At 46.9% G+C, this 20873-nt stretch carries 22 protein-coding genes; 7 read left to right on the forward strand and 15 right to left on the reverse strand.

Features of this window, described 5'->3' with window-relative positions:
* Position 1 precedes the first annotated feature (1 nt).
* The 3 genes from THICY_RS07175 to mvaD are packed head-to-tail and all read left to right on the forward strand — an operon-like array spanning position 2 to position 3137.
* Positions 2-1045: a mevalonate kinase family protein gene (locus tag THICY_RS07175; protein ID WP_013835949.1), complete on the forward strand. Its 1044-nt coding sequence runs from the start codon at positions 2-4 to the stop codon at positions 1043-1045.
* Positions 1042-2058 (forward strand): mevalonate kinase family protein, encoded by a 1017-nt coding sequence (locus THICY_RS07180; protein WP_013835950.1) that lies wholly within the window; start codon positions 1042-1044, stop codon positions 2056-2058. The genes THICY_RS07175 and THICY_RS07180 overlap by 4 nt, the downstream gene beginning before the upstream one ends.
* A 35-nt stretch (positions 2059-2093) precedes the next feature.
* Positions 2094-3137 carry a diphosphomevalonate decarboxylase gene (gene mvaD / locus THICY_RS07185; RefSeq protein WP_013835951.1) on the forward strand — a complete coding sequence of 348 codons (1044 nt, stop codon included), beginning with the start codon at positions 2094-2096 and terminating at the stop codon, positions 3135-3137.
* Positions 3138-3144: 7 nt separating this feature from the next.
* Here the strand turns inward: mvaD and THICY_RS07190 are convergent, their stop codons facing one another.
* The 5 genes from THICY_RS07190 to THICY_RS07210 all read right to left on the reverse strand — a co-directional run bounded on the left by THICY_RS07190 (position 3145) and on the right by THICY_RS07210 (position 7361).
* The gene (locus THICY_RS07190) at positions 3145-3561 is read right to left on the reverse strand and encodes a ClpXP protease specificity-enhancing factor (RefSeq protein WP_013835952.1); all 417 of its coding nucleotides are present in this window, start codon (positions 3559-3561) and stop codon (positions 3145-3147) included.
* An 18-nt stretch (positions 3562-3579) separates the two neighbouring features.
* Positions 3580-4215: a glutathione S-transferase N-terminal domain-containing protein gene (locus tag THICY_RS07195; protein WP_013835953.1), complete on the reverse strand. Its 636-nt coding sequence runs from the start codon at positions 4213-4215 to the stop codon at positions 3580-3582.
* Positions 4216-4398: 183 nt separating this feature from the next.
* Positions 4399-4749, reverse strand: coding sequence for a GtrA family protein (locus THICY_RS07200; RefSeq protein WP_013835954.1), 351 nt, complete (start codon positions 4747-4749; stop codon positions 4399-4401).
* Between the two features lie 3 nt (positions 4750-4752).
* Complete coding sequence (locus THICY_RS07205) at positions 4753-5760, reverse strand: glycosyltransferase family 2 protein (protein WP_013835955.1); 1008 nt, start codon at positions 5758-5760, stop codon at positions 4753-4755.
* Between the two features lie 2 nt (positions 5761-5762).
* Complete coding sequence (locus tag THICY_RS07210) at positions 5763-7361, reverse strand: ArnT family glycosyltransferase (protein ID WP_013835956.1); 1599 nt, start codon at positions 7359-7361, stop codon at positions 5763-5765.
* Positions 7362-7779: 418 nt separating this feature from the next.
* Between THICY_RS07210 and THICY_RS07215 the strand changes: the two genes are divergently transcribed.
* Positions 7780-8067, forward strand: a complete 288-nt coding sequence (locus tag THICY_RS07215) for a hypothetical protein (RefSeq protein WP_041435452.1) — start codon at positions 7780-7782, stop codon at positions 8065-8067.
* Positions 8068-8201: 134 nt separating this feature from the next.
* Positions 8202-8474 (forward strand): hypothetical protein, encoded by a 273-nt coding sequence (locus THICY_RS07220; RefSeq protein WP_041435455.1) that lies wholly within the window; start codon positions 8202-8204, stop codon positions 8472-8474.
* 80 nt (positions 8475-8554) lie between these two features.
* Here THICY_RS07220 and THICY_RS07225 read toward each other — a convergent pair whose 3' ends face one another.
* From THICY_RS07225 to thrS, 8 genes are all read right to left on the reverse strand, one after another.
* Positions 8555-8947 (reverse strand): MerR family transcriptional regulator, encoded by a 393-nt coding sequence (locus tag THICY_RS07225; RefSeq protein WP_013835957.1) that lies wholly within the window; start codon positions 8945-8947, stop codon positions 8555-8557.
* 14 nt (positions 8948-8961) lie between these two features.
* Positions 8962-9255: an integration host factor subunit alpha gene (locus tag THICY_RS07230; RefSeq protein WP_013835958.1), complete on the reverse strand. Its 294-nt coding sequence runs from the start codon at positions 9253-9255 to the stop codon at positions 8962-8964.
* A gap of 9 nt (positions 9256-9264) precedes the next feature.
* Entirely contained in the window at positions 9265-11640 is a 2376-nt protein-coding gene (pheT, locus tag THICY_RS07235; protein WP_013835959.1) for a phenylalanine--tRNA ligase subunit beta, read from the reverse strand.
* Positions 11641-11667: 27 nt separating this feature from the next.
* Positions 11668-12666 carry a phenylalanine--tRNA ligase subunit alpha gene (gene pheS, locus THICY_RS07240; RefSeq protein ID WP_013835960.1) on the reverse strand — a complete coding sequence of 333 codons (999 nt, stop codon included), beginning with the start codon at positions 12664-12666 and terminating at the stop codon, positions 11668-11670.
* Between the two features lie 154 nt (positions 12667-12820).
* Complete coding sequence (gene rplT / locus THICY_RS07245) at positions 12821-13177, reverse strand: 50S ribosomal protein L20 (RefSeq protein ID WP_013835961.1); 357 nt, start codon at positions 13175-13177, stop codon at positions 12821-12823.
* 15 nt (positions 13178-13192) lie between these two features.
* A complete protein-coding gene (rpmI, locus tag THICY_RS07250) occupies positions 13193-13390 on the reverse strand; it encodes a 50S ribosomal protein L35 (protein WP_013835962.1) in 198 nt (65 codons plus the stop codon).
* Between the two features lie 160 nt (positions 13391-13550).
* Positions 13551-14108: a translation initiation factor IF-3 gene (gene infC, locus THICY_RS07255; RefSeq protein ID WP_083816664.1), complete on the reverse strand. Its 558-nt coding sequence runs from the start codon at positions 14106-14108 to the stop codon at positions 13551-13553.
* Between the two features lie 20 nt (positions 14109-14128).
* Positions 14129-16066 (reverse strand): threonine--tRNA ligase, encoded by a 1938-nt coding sequence (gene thrS, locus THICY_RS07260; RefSeq protein WP_013835964.1) that lies wholly within the window; start codon positions 16064-16066, stop codon positions 14129-14131.
* Between the two features lie 180 nt (positions 16067-16246).
* Between thrS and THICY_RS07265 the strand changes: the two genes are divergently transcribed.
* Positions 16247-16897: a protein-L-isoaspartate O-methyltransferase family protein gene (locus tag THICY_RS07265; protein ID WP_013835965.1), complete on the forward strand. Its 651-nt coding sequence runs from the start codon at positions 16247-16249 to the stop codon at positions 16895-16897.
* A 221-nt stretch (positions 16898-17118) separates the two neighbouring features.
* On the opposite strand, the gene lptG is transcribed toward THICY_RS07265, so the two are convergent.
* Positions 17119-18225, reverse strand: coding sequence for an LPS export ABC transporter permease LptG (lptG, locus tag THICY_RS07270; protein WP_013835966.1), 1107 nt, complete (start codon positions 18223-18225; stop codon positions 17119-17121).
* Positions 18222-19289: an LPS export ABC transporter permease LptF gene (gene lptF / locus THICY_RS07275; protein WP_013835967.1), complete on the reverse strand. Its 1068-nt coding sequence runs from the start codon at positions 19287-19289 to the stop codon at positions 18222-18224. Before lptF ends, lptG begins: the two co-directional genes overlap by 4 nt.
* 105 nt (positions 19290-19394) lie before the next feature.
* Between lptF and THICY_RS07280 the strand changes: the two genes are divergently transcribed.
* A complete protein-coding gene (locus tag THICY_RS07280) occupies positions 19395-20870 on the forward strand; it encodes a leucyl aminopeptidase (RefSeq protein ID WP_013835968.1) in 1476 nt (491 codons plus the stop codon).
* Positions 20871-20873: the final 3 nt, after the last annotated feature.

Here is a 20873-nt window from a genome sequence, read left to right on the forward strand (position 1 = left end):
CATGAACGCGGTGCGCGTCCAGGCTCCTGCTAAATTAATTCTCAGTGGCGAACACGCCGTACTCTATGACTGCCCTGCTTTAGCGGTTGCGATTGATCTACCGACGCAAGTCAGCCTTCATTTTGATGAGCAAGCGCCCGCCGGGCTGCATCTCGAACTTGCCGATCTTCAGCACCAGGCCTGGTTAAGCTGGGATGAGGTGATCTCGCGTAAACAAACACTTGACAGCCGTTATGATGCTTTTCAGCGAGGCCAGCGACCAATCAACCGGTTGCTAACGCGCCCAAGCGATCTGGTGGTGTTAGCCCTAACCAGTCAGCCATTACCTAACTCTGTCCTACAGCAGGCCTGCTTGTTAAAGCTGTCATCACAAAGCTGGATGGGGCGTGGCTTAGGGAGCTCCGCCGCCTGTTTATTAGCAATGTTAGCCGCTTGGCAAACGTTCACTGCCGTCGATTCAACAAGGCCGCTAGACCGTAACCGCCTCATTCAAGAAGCCCAACACTTAGAAAACTGGCAACACGGCTGCTCCAGCGGTCTTGACCCGAGTATTATCGCCCAAGGGGGTGTCGGACGCTTTGAACGCGCAACCGGATTAACCCCACTAAGTTCTTGGCCACTTAACGCCTGGTTGATTGATACCGGTGCCCCAGCCAGCAGCACGGGTGACTGTGTCACCGAAGTCGCTCGCCGCTTTGATGCGTCAGCGGCAATTTGGCGCGAATTTAAACAAGTCACCGAGCAGATGCAGCAGGCCTGGTTGTCCCAAGACCTGGCCGGTTTACAGCAACAGCTGAATGCTAACCATCAATTACTCGTCAACCTTGGCGTCGTTCCTAGTGCACTCACCGAGCCTATCGCCCAATTGCAACGCCATGGCGGGGTAAAACTTTGCGGCGCGGGCAGTGTCAGCGGCGATGCCGGTGGCGTGTTACTTTATGTCGGTGATAGCAGTCCTGCCGCAGTTTGTGATCAACAAGGCTGGCGCTGTCATGCGGTGCAATTGGATGCACCAGGCCTGGTCACTGAGGTGGCAAGTCTATGACCGCCTTGCAAAGTCGTGCACCGGCGAACACCATGTTGATGGGCGAGCACGCCGTGGTCTATGGCCAACCGGCCTTAGTCGCCGCACTCGATCAATGGTTAACCATCGACTGGACACCGCTCAATAGCCCCGACCTTATTATCCTTAGCGAGTTGGCCAACCACCACACCAGATTAGCGGCGATAACACCCCATCCCAAACTCGGCTTTGTGTGCGACGCGCTAAACTATTTTTTACCCGCTTTGCGTCAACACACACCCGCTAACCAGGGCTGGCAATTAAACATTAGCAGTGATATCGATAGCAATCTTGGCCTCGGCAGTTCGGCAGCGGTCTTAGCCGCCTGTCTGGTTGGCTTAAACCAACTCAGCCAACAATCCCACAGCCTGTTAGAACTTTGGCAGATTGGGCGGCAGATTATTCGTCAACGACAGGGTCGCGGTTCAGCCGCCGATCTGGCCGCTAGCCTTTTTGGTGGTGTGGTTTACTTACAACCCGAAACTGATTCCGAAGCGGCCTCATCACCAGCTTCAGAACCAGCCCGCATCACGCCCTTAAACCCAACTAGCTACCAAGGGCTATCGCTGGGCTTAGTTTATGCCGGTTATAAAACCCCGACCGCAGACGTCTTAGCTTGGGTGGCGGATCACTGGCAGGACAGACCAACCGAAAGAGATGCGCTTTATCATCGCATGGGGGCCATTACTCAACACGGCTATCAAGCACTGGAACAGCAGGCCTGGTTGCCGTTTTATGCGGCAGTTACGGACTATCAAGACTGTATGGCCAAACTGGGGGTCAGCGATGCGACACTAAAACAATTACTCAGCCTTGCCGATGCTGCCCAACTTGGTGCGGCGAAAGTTTCTGGTTCCGGCCTGGGCGATTGTATTATTGTGTTTAGTGATCAAGCTGAGCAGATTGACCAGTGGTTTGCGCAAGCCGAGATGCAGGCCTGGTCATGTTTTAGCTTGCCTATTACGTCTGATGGCGCTGATATGATAGTGCTATGACCCCGCAACCACTGCTTGCGTAACAAGGAGACCTTATGCCCGCCGCTCAAACACCCGATCCTCGCCAACACGCCTTTGTGCAATCGATTTTAGCAACGGCCCATTCCCTGAGCGCTAATTCACCAAACCGCGCCTCGACTAAAGCACAAGGCGTCGGCAGCGCGCCGGTCAATATTGCCCTGAGCAAATACTGGGGCAAGCGCGATGCGGTGTTAAATCTGCCACAAAATGGCTCGGTATCCATAAGCCTTCCCGGTCTGGGCAGCGAAACCCAACTGAAACCAGCCGTGGCGCAGGATAGCGTTTGGCTGAATGACCAACAGCTCGATGCTAGTGCGCCTTTTGCCAAGCGTCTTAGCGAATTTTTAAATCTGTTTCGTACCGCTGAGGTGCCATTTTTTGAGGTGGTGACCCAAAACAGCGTGCCAACGGCTGCCGGCTTGGCCTCGTCAGCATCGGGTTATGCGGCGCTGGTGTTAGCACTCGATGACCTATTCGATTGGCAATTGCCTATGACGCAACTGTCTTTGCTGGCGCGCATGGGCAGTGGCAGTGCTAGCCGCTCGCTCTACCCGGGTTTTGCAATTTGGCATGCCGGACAACAAGGCGATGGACTGGATAGTTTTGCAGAAGCGCTTGATGCTCCCTGGCCGGAGTTTTGCGTCGGTCTGGTTGAAATTGATGTCGCTGAAAAACCGGTCGGCTCTACCGCCGGGATGCAACAAACGACCGCCGCTTGCGCGCTGTACCAGGCATGGCCGGCACAAGCGGAGCGTGATAAAGCGGTGATTATTGACGCGATTCGAGCGCAGGACTTTAGTCGCTTGGGCGCTACCGCCGAACACAATGCCTTGAGCATGCACGCCACCATGATTGCCAGCTGGCCGCCATTGCTCTATTGGCAAGCCGAATCGGTTATTGCGATGCAACAGGTCTGGACATTACGCCAGCAGGGTGTGGAAGTGTATTTTACGATGGATGCCGGTCCGAACCTCAAACTGCTGTTTTTAGCGGCACAAAAAAAAGCGGTCAGTGCCGCTTTTCCAGGATTAAAGGTTATTGAACCTTTTTCATCTTGAGGTCGCGCTATTTAATCCGGCGCAAACCCGGTTTTTTTGCGCCTGACTTGGCGGATTTTTCAGGCTTTTCCACAGAAGCGTCTGCGCTTTCATCACCAAGATCCGTTTCAGGATAGGGCTCTGGCGGCAGTGGCATACCCTGACCATTTTCACGGGCAAAAATGGCCAATACCGCTTGAGGTGGAACGGCTAAACGCTGTTCGACACCAGAAAAACGCGCTCGAAAGGTGAATAACTCATTATCCATATCCAAACCTTGCACCGCTGATGGCGCAAGATTGAGCACAATTACCCCATCTTGCACATGCTGTTGCGGCACCTGCACACCGGGGTAATTGGCATCCACTTGGATATGCGGCGTCCAATCGTTATCCACAATCCACTGATAAATGGCGCGAATTAAATAAGGTCGATTAGAAATCATCATCTCTCCTTAAAGGGCTTAAGCGTCATTCATGTCCAGCTCGTCGTCCGACAGGCTTTCGTTAAACATTTCCCGCTCCATTAAACGATTCGAATAATCGGTAATCGCCTTAGCCGACTTAGGTAGCTCAATCCCCAAAGACGGTAAACGCCAGAGTAAGACCGCTAAGCTCGCATCTACCAAGGTGTAGTCTTCGCTCATAAAGAATGGACGATGCGCAAACACGGGAATCATCTGAATTAAGCGCTCGGTTAAATCGCGGCGAGCGATCTTAACCTCTTCCGCATTTTCATTACGCACGATCGTTTCTACCAATGGATACCATTCGGTTTCAATTTGACGCAATTGCTGGCGTGAACGGGCTTTTGAAATCGGATCAACCGACATCAGCGGCGGATGTGGATAACGCTCGTCTAAATATTCGATAATGACTTGCGCATCATATAGAATGAGATCGCGATCAACCAGCGTTGGTAAGGACGCATAAGGGTTTAACTCCACGAGATCCTCAGGCAAATCGTCCGGATCCACTTCGATGACATCCATCGGAATGTCTTTTTCTTTTGCTACCAAACGAACACGGTGCGAATTAGGACTGCGTGGATCAGAAAACAGCGTCATTACGGAACGTTTTGTTAATGGGATATCAGACATGGAGCACTCCTCAGCGCAAAACACAGCGTGGCTGTGATTTAATAGACAAATAATAGTATTATACACCCCTTGTCAAGACCCCTGAATGGAGCAAAGCGGGTGCAAAACAGGGAGATGCTCCAAGATACTAGAGTTATGAGGCTGTTAGGAATTGATCAAGCGAGCCACCAAAACGAGTTACGCTTACTTAAAAACAACCCATTTTGACCAGCCAAAGCCAAGTAGTAAACTGGTGAATGAAAAGACCACTAATGTCACCAAGCCTGGCCATTCGAGGTAGTCGCCCAATGCGCCGATTAAAACACTGATAGAACCCATTCCGATAACAAAATAGCTATAACCTTTTTTATTAGGTGCTTTATTAAATGTAATTTTGGAATTTAATAAATAGGAACCCGTCACCGCAGTTAAAAAACCTAAGCCATTTGCGATGGCTTGACTAAAGCCTAAGCTCACAACAAGCGCAAAAACAATCCAGTGTACCGCAGTATTTAATAGGCCAATCAAAGTATAGCGACTGAACTTTTTAGCCACGACTTAATATTCTTTTTCGACAATATAAAGCGGACGACCTTTGCTTTCTAAATAGATTCGGCCAATGTATTCACCTAGCACACCCAGCACGATAAGCTGCGTGCTTCCTAAAAACAAAATGGCGGTAAACATGGAGGCATAACCGGGAATATCGACCCCAAAAATCAAAGTTCGTAAAATAATCCAGAAACCGTAAGTAATCGATAAGAGCCAAGCAACAAGCCCTAAATAAAGCCACACTCTTAAAGGCGCGGTCGAAAAGCTGGTAATTCCTTCAAGCGCTAAATTCCAAAGCTTCCATGCGTTAAAGCTGGTTTTACCCGCTTGACGCTCATCACGCTGATACTCTATCACCTGGGTTTTAAAACCGACCCAAGCAAAAACCCCCTTCATAAAACGCTGAGTTTCGCCCATCATTTTAATCGCTTCGACGCAACGACGCGACACTAAACGGAAGTCGCCTACATTTTCAGGAATACGGTTATCAGAAATCAAATTATTCAGCCGATAAAAAACATTGGCACTCCAACGCTTAAAGAAACTGTCTTTACTACGATCAACTCGTTTGGCTAGGACTACATCAACATTTTTTTCCTGCCAAATGCGCACCATTTCTCGGATTAACTCTGGTGGATCCTGTAAATCAACATCAATTGGAATTAAAGCTTTACCTTGTGCAAAATCAATACCCGCCGATAGCGCCGCTTCTTTGCCAAAATTACGTGAAAAATTAATGATTCGAATTTCAGGGTAGGTTTGTTTTTGCTCTAATAGGACATCCAGTGTTTTATCTCGGCTGCCATCATTGATAAAAACTAACTCATAAGTCAGTTCAAGCGACTGTAAAATAGGGATAAGTGTTGTTAAAAAAACCGGAATAACGGCCTCTTCATTAAAACAAGGGACGACTATCGACAAATCTACACGTTGAGCAAAATCCTTGTCCAAACTGGATAAATTAATCCCCCGACCCACTGATTTAGCAATATCTTCACCGACAAATGAAATCATAATTATTCCTTAAGCACACGAGCAACAGAAACCCCACGCCCTTGCCATAGCCACTCTACTTGTGTAAACCGTTGTTCCAACTCATAAGTCTTACCAAAAACAACCTCGCCAGCCTGTGGCATACGAACTGGGGTTAACTGCTGTGCGACAACATTAAAACTCGGCATCTCTATACAACAGGTAACAACCTCTAATTGGTTTGATTTTACAAACTCAGCCGCTTCAACAATCGGTTTCTGTTGTAGCTCAGCGGCATAATCTAATACCGCATAGTTAAGAACAAGCGTCATCAATATCCCTGAAAACACTATCTTAGCTAAACTTCCCCATTTAGCCCAGACTAACCACAATCCAGCCAAGCCTAAAACAAGCATCCAAATAAAATAATGAAGTTCTACCAGCTCAGTTGCAAGACCAAATGTATCAACTAAATAAGGATTCTTCTCCTGTTGCATGCTCAACTCAATTAACCAAGGTACGCTGGTGAGCACTAGTGCAACAACTATCAGGGTAAGACCCAACCCCCAACGAGTTCCATGCTGACGAGCACAATATGCAATCGCAATAATAACTGGAGGAATGCCATACATTAAATAATGTGGCAGTTTAGTGGCAGCGAGTGTAAAGAAAATAATCACCAATAAGAACCAAATAGCCAATACCTTAGCTAGTTCTTCCGCTTTCGACCAACGCCACCAAGGAAGGATAGAACGCACTAACAATGGAAAGAAAGGCAAGGTTAGGATCACTAACGCCACAATATAATATAAGGGAGTTCCACCATGTCCTTCCATAGGACTCATAAAGCGTCCGACGTTATGAACCCCAAAAAACTCATTAATAAAGTCCTGACCAAATAGTACAAACTGCAATATATACCAAGGCAAGGAGATTAGCGCAAGTAGCAACCAGCCCTGCCAGGCAAGCAGCATTTCTTTTAATTTTTGCCAGTTTTTAGTTAAGATTAAATAGATAAAAAATGTTCCGGCTACGACAACCAAACCAATAGGGCCTTTAGCCAAGGTAGCAAAGCCCGTCCATACAAACGCCCAATTTAAGTCTGCGGCTTTGGCTGAACTCAAAAAGTCAAGCCCACGATAGATCGCCAGTGAAATAAACAGAATTAACCAAGCATCAGGAATGGCCGCTTTAAAAACCACCACAATCCCGGAACTAAACATGGCTATCCACAGGGTGTACCAAGCAGTTTCTCTGTCGATGTGGCGCTCAACAAATACAAAAGTCGCCCACAACCAAAGCCCCAACGCAACTAACGAAGAAAGTCGGTAAGCAAAGCTACCATCTCCAACAATCGCTAGCCCCAAGGCCTGTAACCAATACATTAAAACTGGTTTATGGAAAAAAGGTTCGCCATTAAGCATGGTTGCCCACCATTGACCACTTAACACCATCTCTCTAGAAACGGCAGCATAAGCTCCTTCATCCATATCGAACAATGGTAACTGAAGAGCTGGCCATAGATATAAAACCGCAATTAATCCAACTATAAATGCAACCAACAAACGTGAGTAAGGTGATTCGCCCAATAAGAAGGTTTCAACCCAGTTTTTGAAATTGGAATCTTGCTTTAATACAAACACTTGCTCACCTTTTTAAATGACAAAAACAACTTAAAATTAACGATTTAGGCCAACTATTAACTCCTTCAAAACAATTAGTAACCTATCATATTCGCCCAGCGCATCTTACAATAAGAACAATCCACTGAGAAGTAAAATCATAATAAAACTCCTAACCCATAATCTAAAGTCTACTCTGGCAAATAAAATAATATATTCTGTTATAGTGCATGCCCTTTCAACTACCTACATAAGTAGGCACCTTAGCTAATATTATTAGGTTGCTCATTTCATTTACAATCATTACCTTGATTGCGAATATGATTGATCTGAGCTTATTACCCTCTCACATTTATTATCTTGTTAACGGCTTAATACTGGCGGCTTTTGTTGGGGTTTTTGTGCTACTCTCGCTACACAAACTGCCCCTGTTAGAGCGATGATTACGATTTTTGGTATAGGTCATAGTGTCGGCATTAATGAACCCTTGGTGACTCATCTGGTCTTGATTCCACCGGCCATTTTACTGACCGTGTTATCTCTGTCTTTTGCCGGCTGGGTTTTACGCGAAGGGGCACTCATTTTTTCATTCATGTCCGTAGGAATCGACGCCACGCTGGTGCTGGCGATGGCGATGTCGATGTCGATTCTTTATGGCATCTTGCTTATTTTTACGGCACTACCAGTCCTGGTGTTTTATGTGCGCAACAAACATAAACTCTTATAGAGAGCCTAGCTGTGAAAGTCGATACGATGCGTAAAATAGACTATTACCTAGGGATTCCGATCTGCGTGATCACCAGCGTCTTTACGAAAGTTTTTGATTGATTAAGACCCGCCGCTGGCAAACCCAGCCTGGATTTGCTTAACACCATTCCTAAGCAAAATATCTTTACCCTGCGCGAAGAAAAATTAGCCTTATTAATTTGGGATAGCCTGCGCTTTATCGCCTGGTCTCGGCGCAATAAGATTGATGCCACGGTGAATTTAGAGTTATTTTCCAGGTTATCGGCTGAGTTTGATAAAGCGGAAACACTCAAAAATAAAGTGGATCACCCGCGCTGTATTAATTTTGCCGGACAGCTGAAACTACAAAAAATGCCCATGCTATACACACTGAGTGAATTGATGTAGATTGGGTTTATCGAGAAGTGACTAATCATCTAGAGAGAGGGCTTGATTAATCAAGCCGCTGAAATGGTTTGGTGAGTAACTCAGTAGGTTTGTTGAATATAGTGTTTAAACTCAACAACATCTTGATGAAGCTGGGTTAAACGACCCAGCATATCTTGTTGCGGTGCCTCTAATCGCTGTTCTGAAAGCGCATTATGGGCGGAATGTACTTGATCTAGACGGGCTTTGGCACCTGGGATGGTAAAGCCTTGATCGTGAAGCAAGCTTTTAATTTCCAACAATAGCAACAAATCACTTTTTTGATAGTAGCGTCGACCACGACGCTTGCTCGGTTTTAACTGCGGAAACGCCTGTTCCCAATAGCGCAGCACATGGGATTTAAGTTGACAAATCTCACTCACCTCACCAATGGTAAAGTATTTTTTGTCGGGCAACTCAATATCAATCGCTAATTGTTGCGGCTGCTTATCCATTGCTTATCCATAGGTTAGCCTGTGTAATTGTCCACCTGAATGCGGAGCTTTTGTCCGGGTTTAAAGGTCACTACGCGCCTGGCTGAAATGGCGACCTCTTCACCGGTACGTGGATTACGTCCTGGACGCGATGCCTTATCGCGCAATTCAAAGTTGCCAAAACCCGAAATTTTGACACACTCACCACTGACCAAGACTTCACTAATTTCATTAAAAAACTGCTCGACCAGATCTTTAGACTCACGTTTGTTAAAACCATACATATCAGCAAGTTTTTCAGCCATATCGGCTTTTGTTAAGGTTCCCATGGTATTCCTTTATCGCAAGCTAGCACCGACACGCGTATGCGCACGGTCTATAACTTGTTGAATCAACTGATCAACCTCATCATCGGTCAAGGTTCTATCATTATGTTGGATTTTTAAACTAATTGCTACACTCTTTTGCGAATCCGTTAAACCGGTACCCTCATATACATCAAAGACTTGGATCTGTTTTATCAGTGAATTATCTAGGGATTTTATCGCAGACAGCAGGGTCGCAACGGGACAGGTTTTATCAACCACAAACGCCAAATCACGTTGTACTTCAGGGAATTTAGAAATTCCTGTCACCTGTGGAACCTGTTTGGTTAACAAGCTATCTTGGAATAACTGAAACATAAATACCGGTCCCTGCACATCAAAAGGCTTGAGCCATTGCGGATGCAACTGCCCAATTAAGCCAATCGTTTGTTCCTGGTATTGAATCTGCGCACACTGCCCAGGATGGAACTCGGGGCTTTGTGCCGGCACAAACTGCACCTGGTCATGTAAATGACTCATGGCTAACAGAGCTTCGACATCGCCTTTTAGGTCATAAAAATCGACCTTGCGACTGTTACCTTGCCAGCTCATGGGTTCAACCTGGCCAAAAATAAGTCCGCCAATCACTGGTACCTGCTGCATCTGCCCGGCTTCTAACGAGAAGATAAGACCCGTTTCAAATACGCGTACACGCGATTGCTGGCGTTTTTGGTTGTAGCTCAACACCCCTAATAAACCTGGGAAGAGCGAGGTACGCATGGTACTCATATCTTCTGAAATCGGGTTTTTGACTTGCACATACGGAATCTCTGGGCTTAGCTGCTTAACCGCCGATTCCTCAACAAAACTGTAACTAATCACTTCATGGTAGCCACGACCAATCAACGCCATACGCAGTACATGCAACTCCTGCTCACTTTCAGGTAGGGGCTTCAGGTTCAATGGCATTGCCGCTTGGTTAATCGCTAGATTGTTATAGCCATACACACGTGCAATTTCTTCAATCAAGTCCACTTCGATGGTTAAATCAAAGCGATAGGAGGGAGGCGTCACCAGCCAGCCGTCTGCACCAACAGTAACCTGACAGCCTAAGCGACCTAACAATTGACTAATAAAGCTATCCTCAATCTCGGTGCCTAATAATTGGGTCACGCGACTGCGACGCAGTTGAATGCTCGGTTGCTGGGCGGATGCACTTTGGCCCGCCGTAACCCATTCGGTCACCTTGCCACCGGCAATCGATTGCAATAGGTTTAAGGCACGCGTCAAAGCTCTAGCTGGCAAAGCCGGGTCAACGCCGCGTTCAAAACGATGCGACGAATCGGTATGCAAACCATACTGACGCGCTTTACCAACAATCGCCGCAGGAGTGAAATGGGCACATTCAAAAAACAAACGCTGAGTTTGATCGGTTACTGAAGATGCTAGGCCGCCCATGATACCGGCCAAGGCTAAGGGTCCCTTATCATCGGCAATCAATAGGGTGTTTTGCTGTAACTCTAGATTTTTTTCGTCCAAGGTGACCAACTGTTCGCCAGCCTTGGCATAGCGCACTCGTACAGTGCCTTGCAACTTATCGGCATCAAACGCATGCATCGGCTGTCCCAGCTCCAACATCACATAGTTGGTAATATCCACCAATAAGGAGATTGGACGCAAACCGCTACGAATTAAACGCTGAACCATCCAATCTGGCGTGCTGGCCTGGGCATTATAATCAGTAACCACACAGCCTAAATAGGTCAAGCAGGCCTGCGAATCTAAAATCTCTACGGACTGCGGGCAGTTGCCAGACAAGGTTAAAGGTGACAACTCGAAAGGTTGTTGAAAAGGAGCATCACTCACCACGGCTAATTCACGAGCCAAGCCTTCAACACTCAAGCAATCGGCACGATTGGGAGTAAGGTCAACTTCAATCAATTGGTCGTCTAAAGCCAAGGCTTGGCGAATATCCTCACCAACGGTTAAATCGGCCGACAACTCCCACAAACCATCGTAGTCTTGCTCTAGGCCTAACTCGGTTGCTGAACACAGCATACCGAAGGATTCCACACCGCGTAATTTAGCTTTTTTAATTTTAAAACTGTCGGGCAATACCGCACCAACTTTCGCACAAGGCACTTTAATTCCCGGACGCACATTGGGCGCACCGCAGACAATCTGTACCAAAGCCTCTTCACCCACGTTAACTTGGGCAACGCGCAACTTTTCAGCATCGGGATGCGCATCAACACGCACAACTTCGGCAACTACCACACCGCTAAAGGCTGGTGCAACCGCTGTTATATCATCTACTTCCAGCCCAGCTAAACTCAGCGCTTCCGATAGCTCTTGTGTTGTCCAGTTTGGATTACACCAAGTTCTTAACCATTGTTCACTAACTTTCATCTTCTTATCATTTCCGCTTACTGAGGCTTATTGAAATTGCTTTAAAAAACGCAAATCGTTTTCAAAGAACTGGCGTAAGTCCTTAACACCATAACGCAACATCGCAAGGCGCTCGACGCCCAAACCAAATGCGAGTCCAGTATATTCTTCAGGGTCGATGCCAACATTGCGCAAGACATTAGGGTGCACCATGCCACAGCCCAGTACTTCAACCCAACGTCCCGCACCAAACAACTCCGTAGCAATATCCACTTCTGCAGACGGCTCGGTAAAAGGAAAGTAAGAGGGTCTGAAGCGGGTTTTTAATTGCTCATCTTCAAAGAAATGCTGTAAAAACTCTGTCAGTAATTGCATTAACTGCGCGAAATTAGCGTTCTTTTCCACAATTAAGCCTTCAATTTGATGAAACATCGGCGTGTGCGTTTGATCGGAGTCACAACGATAGACGCGACCTGGCGCAATAATCCGAATCGGTGGTGCCTGGTTTTCCATAATCCGGATTTGCACACCTGAGGTATGGGTACGTAGCACGGTGGATTCATCAATATAGAAGGTGTCGTGCATGGCACGGGCCGGATGGGTTTCTGGAATATTTAGCGCACCAAAGTTGTGCCAATCATCTTCAATCTCTGGCCCCGTTGCGACATCAAAACCCGCTTTGGCAAATAACTGCTCGATACGACGCAAGGTGCGTGTAACAGGATGCAGACCACCTAAGTCAACCCGACGCCCTGCTAGGGTTACATCCAGAGTATCACCTGCTAAATCAGCCGCCATTTTAGCGGCTTCAAGCGCCTGCTTTTTTTCAGCAATCAGTTGCTGAATAGCTTGCTTAACCTCATTAATCTGTTGTCCGGCTAAAGGGCGTTCTTCGGCTGAAAGTTGTCCAAGTGTTTTCATTAGAGCGGTTACTTCAGCTTTTTTGCCCAATAAATCAACACGAAGTTGCTCAACTTCAGCAAGTTGTGTCGCGCGCGCAACGGTATCTTTGGCTTGCGCTAAAATTGCGGTTAGTTTTTCTTGCATGCCAGGCTTCCTAAACGAAAAAATATTGATGAAACTTATAACCAGGCCTGGTTAGGCTCCATATAAAACTCATCGATCATTTTTTCGACAAAATTAAAGTTTCCATTGACAAAAAAGGGGCTTACGCCCCTTTTCGGATCAACCACTTAATAAATTAAGCGAGTGCGGCTTTTGCTTTCGCTGCGATCGCAGAGAAGGCAGCAGCATCATGAATCGCGATATCAGATAAAACCTTACGGTCAACCATAATACCGGCTTTGCTTAACCCATTAATAAAACGGCTATAGGTCATACCATTGATACGTGCGGCCGCATTGATACGTGCAATCCATAAACGACGGAATTGACGCTTTCTTTGACGACGGTCACGATAAGCATATTGACCAGCCTTAATAACCGCTTGGTTAGCCGTGGTAAATTGCTTGCGACGGGCACCGTAGTAACCTTTCGCAGCCTTCATTACTTTTTTGTGCGCAGCACGGGCGGTAACGCCTCTCTTAACTCTTGCCATGATTTAACTCCTTGACTATAGGTACGGTAACATACGACGAACCATTGCCACATCATGGTCATGGATCATGTTAGGCGCACGCAACTGACGCTTACGCTTCGTTGATTTTTTAGTCAGGATATGACGCAAGTGAGATTGTTTACACTTGAAACGGCCTGAACCGGTCTTTTTGAAGCGCTTAGCTGCGCCACTGTGTGATTTAATTTTTGGCATTGCAAACTCCGCATTTGGATAGCTTTCACTATCTGCCTTAAACAATATGATTTGGCGTTTACACGCAAAATCGGTCGGAACAACGAACAGCACTGAGGGAGCTGCACCAGTCGACAGTATTGCTACTGAAGCCGATTGTTGTAGCGGTAATTAGCCGAAGCTATTTACCTTTTTTTGTTGGCGCGATCATCATTTGCATTTGACGACCTTCCATCTTAGGCTCTTGTTCAACGGTCGCAACCTCTTCAACATCACCTTTGATACGATCCAACATCTTCATTCCCAGTTCCTTATGAGTGATTTCACGGCCACGGAACCATATGGTTACCTTAACCCGATCACCCTGCTCAAGGAAACGCATCAGGTTGCGAAGCTTGACCTGATAGTCCCCTTCCTCAGTTCCTGGGCGAAACTTAACTTCTTTAACCTGCACTTGCTTTTGATTTTTCTTAGCATCGTGCTGTTTCTTTTGTTGCTGATAAATGAACTTACCGTAATCCATTATCCGGCAAACTGGCGGCTCGGCCTTCGCTGCAATTTCAACCAAATCCAATCCCGCTGCTTCGGCCATAGCCAGCGCTTCGGGTGTAGCCACCACGCCCACCTGCTCGCCTTCGGCATCAATTAAACGCACTTCTTTAGCCGAAATAGCGTCGTTAATATTATCTTTCGGTAACTCGGGTTGTTGCGGTCTTGGACGACCTCTTCTTACAGCGATAGCCTTATCCTCCAGCTAAATTAATCGTGCGGCTGCCCATTACTGCGGCCTAACTGGGCCACATCGGCAGACAAATGACTCAACAATGCGTCTAGCGTCATCGAACCGAGGTTTTCACCATTTCGCGCCCGAACCGTAATGGTTTGATCGGCCACTTCCTGATCACCTGCGACAAGAATATAGGGTACGCGCTGAAGAGTATGCTCGCGAATTTTAAACCCAACCTTCTCATTTCTCAAGTCTGTTTCGACTCTAAACCCTTGTTTTTTTAGTTTTTCAGCAAATTCGGTCACATAATCACTATGAGATTGTGAAATTGGCGCGACAATCAATTGCACTGGCGCCAGCCAGGTTGGGAATCGCCCTTCATAATGTTCAATCAAAATCCCAACAAAACGCTCCAACGAACCTAGAATAGCCCGATGAATCATTACTGGATGATGTTTGTCGTTATCCTGACCCACATAAACGGCATTTAAACGCTCGCCTTGAGTCATAGAAAAGTCCAACTGAATCGTACCGCACTGCCAAACACGCCCGATACAATCGCGCAATGAAAACTCGATTTTCGGGCCATAAAATGCGCCTTCGCCCGGCTGTAGGTCATACTCAAGTCCAGCATCACGCAAGGTTTGCTCGAGCGCTGCTTCCGCCTGGTCCCATACTTCATCACTACCAACGCGCTGTTCTGGACGCGTGGAGAACTTAACTTCAATCTTATCAAAGCCAAAGTCTTCGTAAGTTTGGTAAACCAGGTCAATACAACCTTGCACTTCATCTTTAATTTGGTCTTCGGTACAGAAAATATGCGCGTCGTCTTGCGTAAAAGAGCGCACTCGCATTAAGCCATGTAACGTACCCGACGATTCATTACGATGCACGGTACCAAATTCAGCCACACGTACTGGCAAATCACGATAACTGTGCAACTGACGGTTATAAACCATGATATGACCTGGGCAGTTCATAGGTTTAACGGCATAATCGCGGTGCTCGGTATGGGTGGTAAACATGTTGTCTTTAAACTTATCCCAGTGCCCTGATTTTTCCCAAAGAATACGATCCATAATGAATGGCGTACGAATTTCCTCATAGCCATTTTCATGGATTTGCTGACGCATATAGTCTTCAACCACTCGGTACAGCATGGTCCCTTTTGGATGCCAAAACGCCATACCTGGTGCAATATCTTCAAGATGAAACAAGTCTAGCAACTTACCCAATTTACGATGATCGCGTTTTTCAGCCTCTTCCATCATCGTTAGGTAAGCATCCAATTCTTGCTTCGATGCAAACGCCACCCCATAAATACGTTGTAGCATCTTGTTATTGGAATCACCGCGCCAATAAGCACCCGCTAAATGGGTTAATTTAAAGGCTTTAATATGCGTCATATTCGGCACATGCGGCCCACGACACATATCGATATATTCTTCATGGTGATAAAGACCAAACTCGGTTTCATTGGGCATATCATTGACCAATTCAAGCTTGTATTCTTCACCGCGCTCTTTAAAGGTCTCGATCACCTGATCACGTGGCGTCATCACTTTATTAACCGCATAGCCCGTCTTCGCTAGAGCCTTCATACGCTGCTCAAGCGCCACCAAATCATCAGGGGTTAGTGACTCAGTGGCATCTACGTCATAGTAAAAACCATTGTCAATGACCGGACCGATAGCCATTTTAACCTGTGGAAACAATTGCTTAAGCGCGTGACCCAACAGGTGCGCACAGGAGTGGCGCATGATCGCTAAGCCCGCCGGATCTTTAAGCGTCACAATCTCTAACGTGGCGTCCTCAGTAATCATATCTTTTGCATCAACCAGGCGACCATTAACTCGACCGGCAAGCGTCGCTTTCGCCAAGCCTGCGCCTATCGATTGTGCAACATCAAGCACACTTACGGCTTGATCAAAGATTTTCTGAGCCCCATCCGGCAAAGTTATAACTGGCATGATTACGTCACCTGACACATTAGAAAGATAAGAAACGGAATAAAAGTAAGCCGATAATGATACCACACAAGACTTTTTTAGTGCATTGTTGTTGAGAAAAATGATTAAAAGTCACGAACTTATGCTTCAAAATCGTTATAATCATGCCACTTTAAAAAATCTAGACAGTAAGGAGGCGCGATGAATTTTGACCAAGCCCGTTTTTTTATGATTGAACAACAAATTCGTCCTTGGGATGTTCTAGATCCAGAAATTCTTGCACTTCTGGAATCCACACCTCGCCACCTTTACGTACCAGAAAGCCAGCATAAACTGGCCTACAGTGACTTAGAAATTCCAATCGGCGAAGGCGAGTTCATGCTCAGCCCGAAAATTGAAGCAAAAATTTTGCAAGCCATTGACCTCGATCCGCAAGACCGCGTTCTCGAAGTAGGCACCGGTGTTGGCTATTTAACCCGCTTAATCAGCCAACTAGCTCAACAGGTTACCAGCGTCGAATGGTACGCCAGTATTGCAGAACAAGCCAAGGCGAACTTGACCAGTATTGACAATGTAACCGTGCACCAGGGTGATGCTAGCCAAGATTGGCCTGACGGGGAAAGCTACGATGCCATATTAATCACCGGGGCAATTACAAGTATCCCCAAAGCCTATTATGACAAACTAACACTCGGTGGCCGTCTATTGGCCTTTGTTGGTCAAACTCCAGCTATCTCAGCTACACTGGTAACCCGTATCAGTGATGAAGAATGGATTGAAGAGTCTTTATTTGAAACAGACGTAGCCCCCTTGCACAGTCTACAAATACGCCCGAATAGCTTCCAATTCTAAACGCATCGACAGCATTAATAACCATCACCAGGCCTGCTTAAAGCAGGCTTTTTTATACCCAGATAAAAAACTTATTAATTTTCATAAACAACAATGATGTAACCATCAATATTTCTTATTGTAATATCCCAACAATTTATTTACACGCCCCTTAAGGATAAAACCATGAGAAAAAAGTCACTCCTTCTGGTGTCAACATAGACTGGCACCTGCAACCTTGCTTATCGCACCCGTCGTAACGCCAGCAACGCAATCACTAATAATAAACATGAAGGAAGAAAGGCGCCCAGTAACGGCGACAACTGATACACCACCGCCATATTGCCCACAAATTGGTTAACCAAATAAAAGCTCAAACCAATCAGTGAGCCCACAAAAATACGCTGTCCCATACTGACAGATCGAGTCGAACCTAATACTAAAGGCAACACGAGCGCAATCATCGCCATCACTGTTATGGGTACCGCCCATTTTTGCCAATAGGCCAACTTATATACATGACCATCCAAATCATTCGCATCAAGAAATCGGATATAGCGCTGTAATTCATCGACCCGCATATAGCGTGGGTCAAGCTGAAGTCGTTGAATTAAATCTGCGCTAATGGGTAATGGGAAAGTGGCATTCTGCAACGTTTGTTGCGTCAGTGACATTCTGACCCCCTGATCTTGTAACTTGGGTAAATCGGGCACAGTTTGCCATGAGATGGCTTGTAAATTCGGACGTTCCAGTTGCCACTTATCTTGGCCTATAAAATAGGCGTTTGAAGCTTGAACCCAGCCAGTTAAACGCTCGCTTTCAAGCTGATAAAGGGTTACATTGCGCAAATGGGTTGGCGACACTACGCGCTCTATATGAATTACCTGATGCGGCTCTTTCAACCAAAATCCTTCTCGCCCGCCGACTGATAGCGAGCGATTTAATGATTCGGCTCGCAACTGAGTGGCGTAACTTTCACTAATCGGCGCCAAAAACTCACCGACCAATGCCATTAACAGCCACAACACCAATACCACCTTCATCACCGCCCAATAGAGCCGCTTTACCGACCAGCCGGTGACACGTAAAACGGTTAACTCCGCGCGGTTAGCCAGCCCTCCTAAGGCTAAAAGAGTACCGATTAGCAAAGCTATCGGGAAAACTTCATAGGAAAACACCACCATTTTTAACAGCGAAAAAACGGCCGCTTTGTTCAGTGTGTAATCTTCACGTAAATTGGTCACTTGATTCATAAACTCTGAAAATCCGAGAATAATCAGAACCACCATCATCACCAAACCAATATGCAGGACCAGCTGCTGCGCTAAATACCACTCGATTTTTTTCAAGCCAGTCTCCTAATAACACGCAGTCTCGGCAACAACCATAACAAAAATAGTGTCATCGCTGGCACAATAAACAGGCCTGGTAATGCCGGCCAGATGCCTTGGCGTACCCAGCTATTAAAGGTAAATAATAATTGTAGATAGAGAATATAAATAAAGATTGCTAAGAAAATTTTGCCAAACCGTCCCTGGCGCGGATCGGTTTTACTCATTCGCCAAGCCACTAAACCCAATACCAACACACTCAAAGGTAAAACCAATCGCCACTGCAATAATGCCATCGCCTCCGGTGTTCCCGCGTGCCAAAGCTCAGTGATGGTCATTTCTTCTTGAAGCGGTGTCATATTGGGTACCGGTAACGCCGGCAAAAATCCTTCAAACCGCTCAAACTGCCGCACCCGTAAAGTCTCGCCGCGCACGACACCCTCATAGGCCCAACCATCCAGTAACACCAATGCCAGACGGTCATCAATCCACTCAAAACGAGCATTCGGTGCCATAACAAGTCGATCCCCTTCCGAAGTTTGCTGTTGCAACCAGACCTGCTGCATTTGACCATCACTCTCGATGCGCTGAGCATACAGGACGCCTTGCCCCTGTGGCAGACTATTAAAGCGCCCAGCCACCAAGCCCGCTAAGGGCGCCTGGACGCTGGCCAGGTATATCAGCTCGCGCTCTTGCTTAACGGCCCAAGGGGTTAACAGCAAACTCACAAAGGCCAAGGCGATCGCAACAGGCACCAAAAACCAAATGAGACGCTGCTGTAAATATCCAGGCGACACGGCACAGGCTTGCAAGACCACCATTTCTCGATCCTGATACCAACGCCCAAATGCAATCAACACACTTAACAAAACCACTAAGGGTAAGACCATCTCAAGTGCCGCAGGAAGTTGCAATAATAAAACCTGACCAAGAATCGCCGACGATAACTTACCTTCCACGGCCATGGCCAATAATCGCGTGGCCTCGGTGCCAAAAACAATCAGCAATAACACCAGCAATACTGCCAAGAGGGTCAGCAGAAGTTCTTTATAAAGATATTTATCGAGAATACGCACAATCATTGCTTCTCACGTTAGAATAGTGACCATTATAACAGCAGAATCTAACGACTTAGCGGGACTCTAATCGCATTCTAGACCCACTCAACAACCTATAGGAATTTGGCCATGAAAACAGTAGCGATCGACTTTGCAACTAACAATCAAACAGCAGACACCCTAATCATCGCCCTCTATCAAAACGAGCTCAATGATCCGTTACTGGCGCAATTTGGTGTTGAAGATTTGGTCGCTGCCCTAGTGACACAGGGCGACTTTATTGGCAAATTAGCCGAAACACGCCTTGTATTTGCCTCAGGCAGTCATTCTCAACGCTTAGTGCTTGTGGGACTCGGTGAGCGCGACAAACTCACGGTTAAGAAAGTGCTCAGTGCACAAGCAGCCGCGGTTAAAGCACTTGAAAACACCGGTGCTAAACATATTATTGATGCCAGTGTTCTATACTTTCCAAGCCATTGTGACCAGGCCTGGTCAGTATTACAGCATACCCAAAGTTGGCAACGTAGCTTTTATGACTACAGCCACCCTAGCCGCGGTGAACACACCCCAAAACAATCGGCTATTACCAGCATTACTTACCCACTCGCGTCAACGGATAGCCTAGCCTTGGCCGCTCAGCAAGGTCAAGCGACCGCTTTAGGTATGGCGCTAACTCAAGATCTGGGCAACCTACCGAGTAATATTTGCACACCAGCCTACCTTGCCGATACCGCCACGCAACTAGCAAAAGACTATGGCTTTAAAGCAACGGTCTTAGAACGCGATGAAATGATTGCGATGGGCATGGGCTCCTTTATGGCCGTAGCGCAGGGCACAGAAACACCGCCAAAAATGATTTGCCTAGAATACTGGGGCGCTAACAACCAAGACGCACCGATTACACTGGTTGGCAAAGGGGTTACCTTCGATACTGGCGGGATTTCGCTGAAGCCCGGAGCGGCAATGGACGAAATGAAATACGACATGTGTGGTGCCGCAACGGTACTCGGTGTATTTAAATCACTGGGCGAACTCAAGCCAAAGGTCAATGTGGTAGGCGTTATCCCGGCCACAGACAATATGCCCGCTGGCAATGCGATTAAGCCTGGCGATGTGGTGACCTCCCTATCAGGTCAAACCATCGAAATTCTAAATACCGACGCAGAAGGTCGCTTAATTTTGTGCGATGCGCTCACCTATGCCCAACAAACCTATCAGCCTAAATGTGTGATTGATATGGCAACGCTAACCGGCGCCTGCATTATTGCCTTAGGACATCATGTCTCGGCAGTATTGGGCAATGATCAAACCTTGGTTGACGAACTCAAAGCCGCCAGTGACTATACCTACGATCGTTTATGGCAGCTACCACTGGGTGAAGAATGGGATGAACAACTGAAGTCCAACTTTGCCGATATGGCCAATATTGGTGGCCGTGAAGCTGGCACCATTACCGCATCGCAATTTTTAGCTCGCTTTACCAAAAACGTTCCTTGGGCGCATTTAGACATTGCGGGTACGGCCTGGCAATCTGGGGCTAACAAGGGTGCTAGTGGACGACCTGTGCCTGCGCTCGTTGCCTATTTACTCTCGAAACAAGCATAACGA

The organism is Thiomicrospira cyclica ALM1 (genome assembly GCF_000214825.1).
Lineage (GTDB): Bacteria > Pseudomonadota > Gammaproteobacteria > Thiomicrospirales > Thiomicrospiraceae > Thiomicrospira > Thiomicrospira cyclica.

Coding starts and splice junctions, on each gene's coding strand:
- THICY_RS07175 (WP_013835949.1), top strand. CDS start 2: ATGAACGCGGTGCGCGTCCAGGCTCCTGCTAAATTAATTCTCAGTGGC.
- THICY_RS07180 (WP_013835950.1), top strand. CDS start 1,042: ATGACCGCCTTGCAAAGTCGTGCACCGGCGAACACCATGTTGATGGGC.
- mvaD (WP_013835951.1), top strand. CDS start 2,094: ATGCCCGCCGCTCAAACACCCGATCCTCGCCAACACGCCTTTGTGCAA.
- THICY_RS07190 (WP_013835952.1), bottom strand. CDS start 3,561: ATGATTTCTAATCGACCTTATTTAATTCGCGCCATTTATCAGTGGATT.
- THICY_RS07195 (WP_013835953.1), bottom strand. CDS start 4,215: ATGTCTGATATCCCATTAACAAAACGTTCCGTAATGACGCTGTTTTCT.
- THICY_RS07205 (WP_013835955.1), bottom strand. CDS start 5,760: ATGATTTCATTTGTCGGTGAAGATATTGCTAAATCAGTGGGTCGGGGG.
- THICY_RS07215 (WP_041435452.1), top strand. CDS start 7,780: ATGATTACGATTTTTGGTATAGGTCATAGTGTCGGCATTAATGAACCC.
- THICY_RS07225 (WP_013835957.1), bottom strand. CDS start 8,947: ATGGATAAGCAGCCGCAACAATTAGCGATTGATATTGAGTTGCCCGAC.
- THICY_RS07230 (WP_013835958.1), bottom strand. CDS start 9,255: ATGGGAACCTTAACAAAAGCCGATATGGCTGAAAAACTTGCTGATATG.
- pheT (WP_013835959.1), bottom strand. CDS start 11,640: ATGAAAGTTAGTGAACAATGGTTAAGAACTTGGTGTAATCCAAACTGG.
- pheS (WP_013835960.1), bottom strand. CDS start 12,666: ATGCAAGAAAAACTAACCGCAATTTTAGCGCAAGCCAAAGATACCGTT.
- rplT (WP_013835961.1), bottom strand. CDS start 13,177: ATGGCAAGAGTTAAGAGAGGCGTTACCGCCCGTGCTGCGCACAAAAAA.
- rpmI (WP_013835962.1), bottom strand. CDS start 13,390: ATGCCAAAAATTAAATCACACAGTGGCGCAGCTAAGCGCTTCAAAAAG.
- thrS (WP_013835964.1), bottom strand. CDS start 16,066: ATGCCAGTTATAACTTTGCCGGATGGGGCTCAGAAAATCTTTGATCAA.
- THICY_RS07265 (WP_013835965.1), top strand. CDS start 16,247: ATGAATTTTGACCAAGCCCGTTTTTTTATGATTGAACAACAAATTCGT.
- lptF (WP_013835967.1), bottom strand. CDS start 19,289: ATGATTGTGCGTATTCTCGATAAATATCTTTATAAAGAACTTCTGCTG.
- THICY_RS07280 (WP_013835968.1), top strand. CDS start 19,395: ATGAAAACAGTAGCGATCGACTTTGCAACTAACAATCAAACAGCAGAC.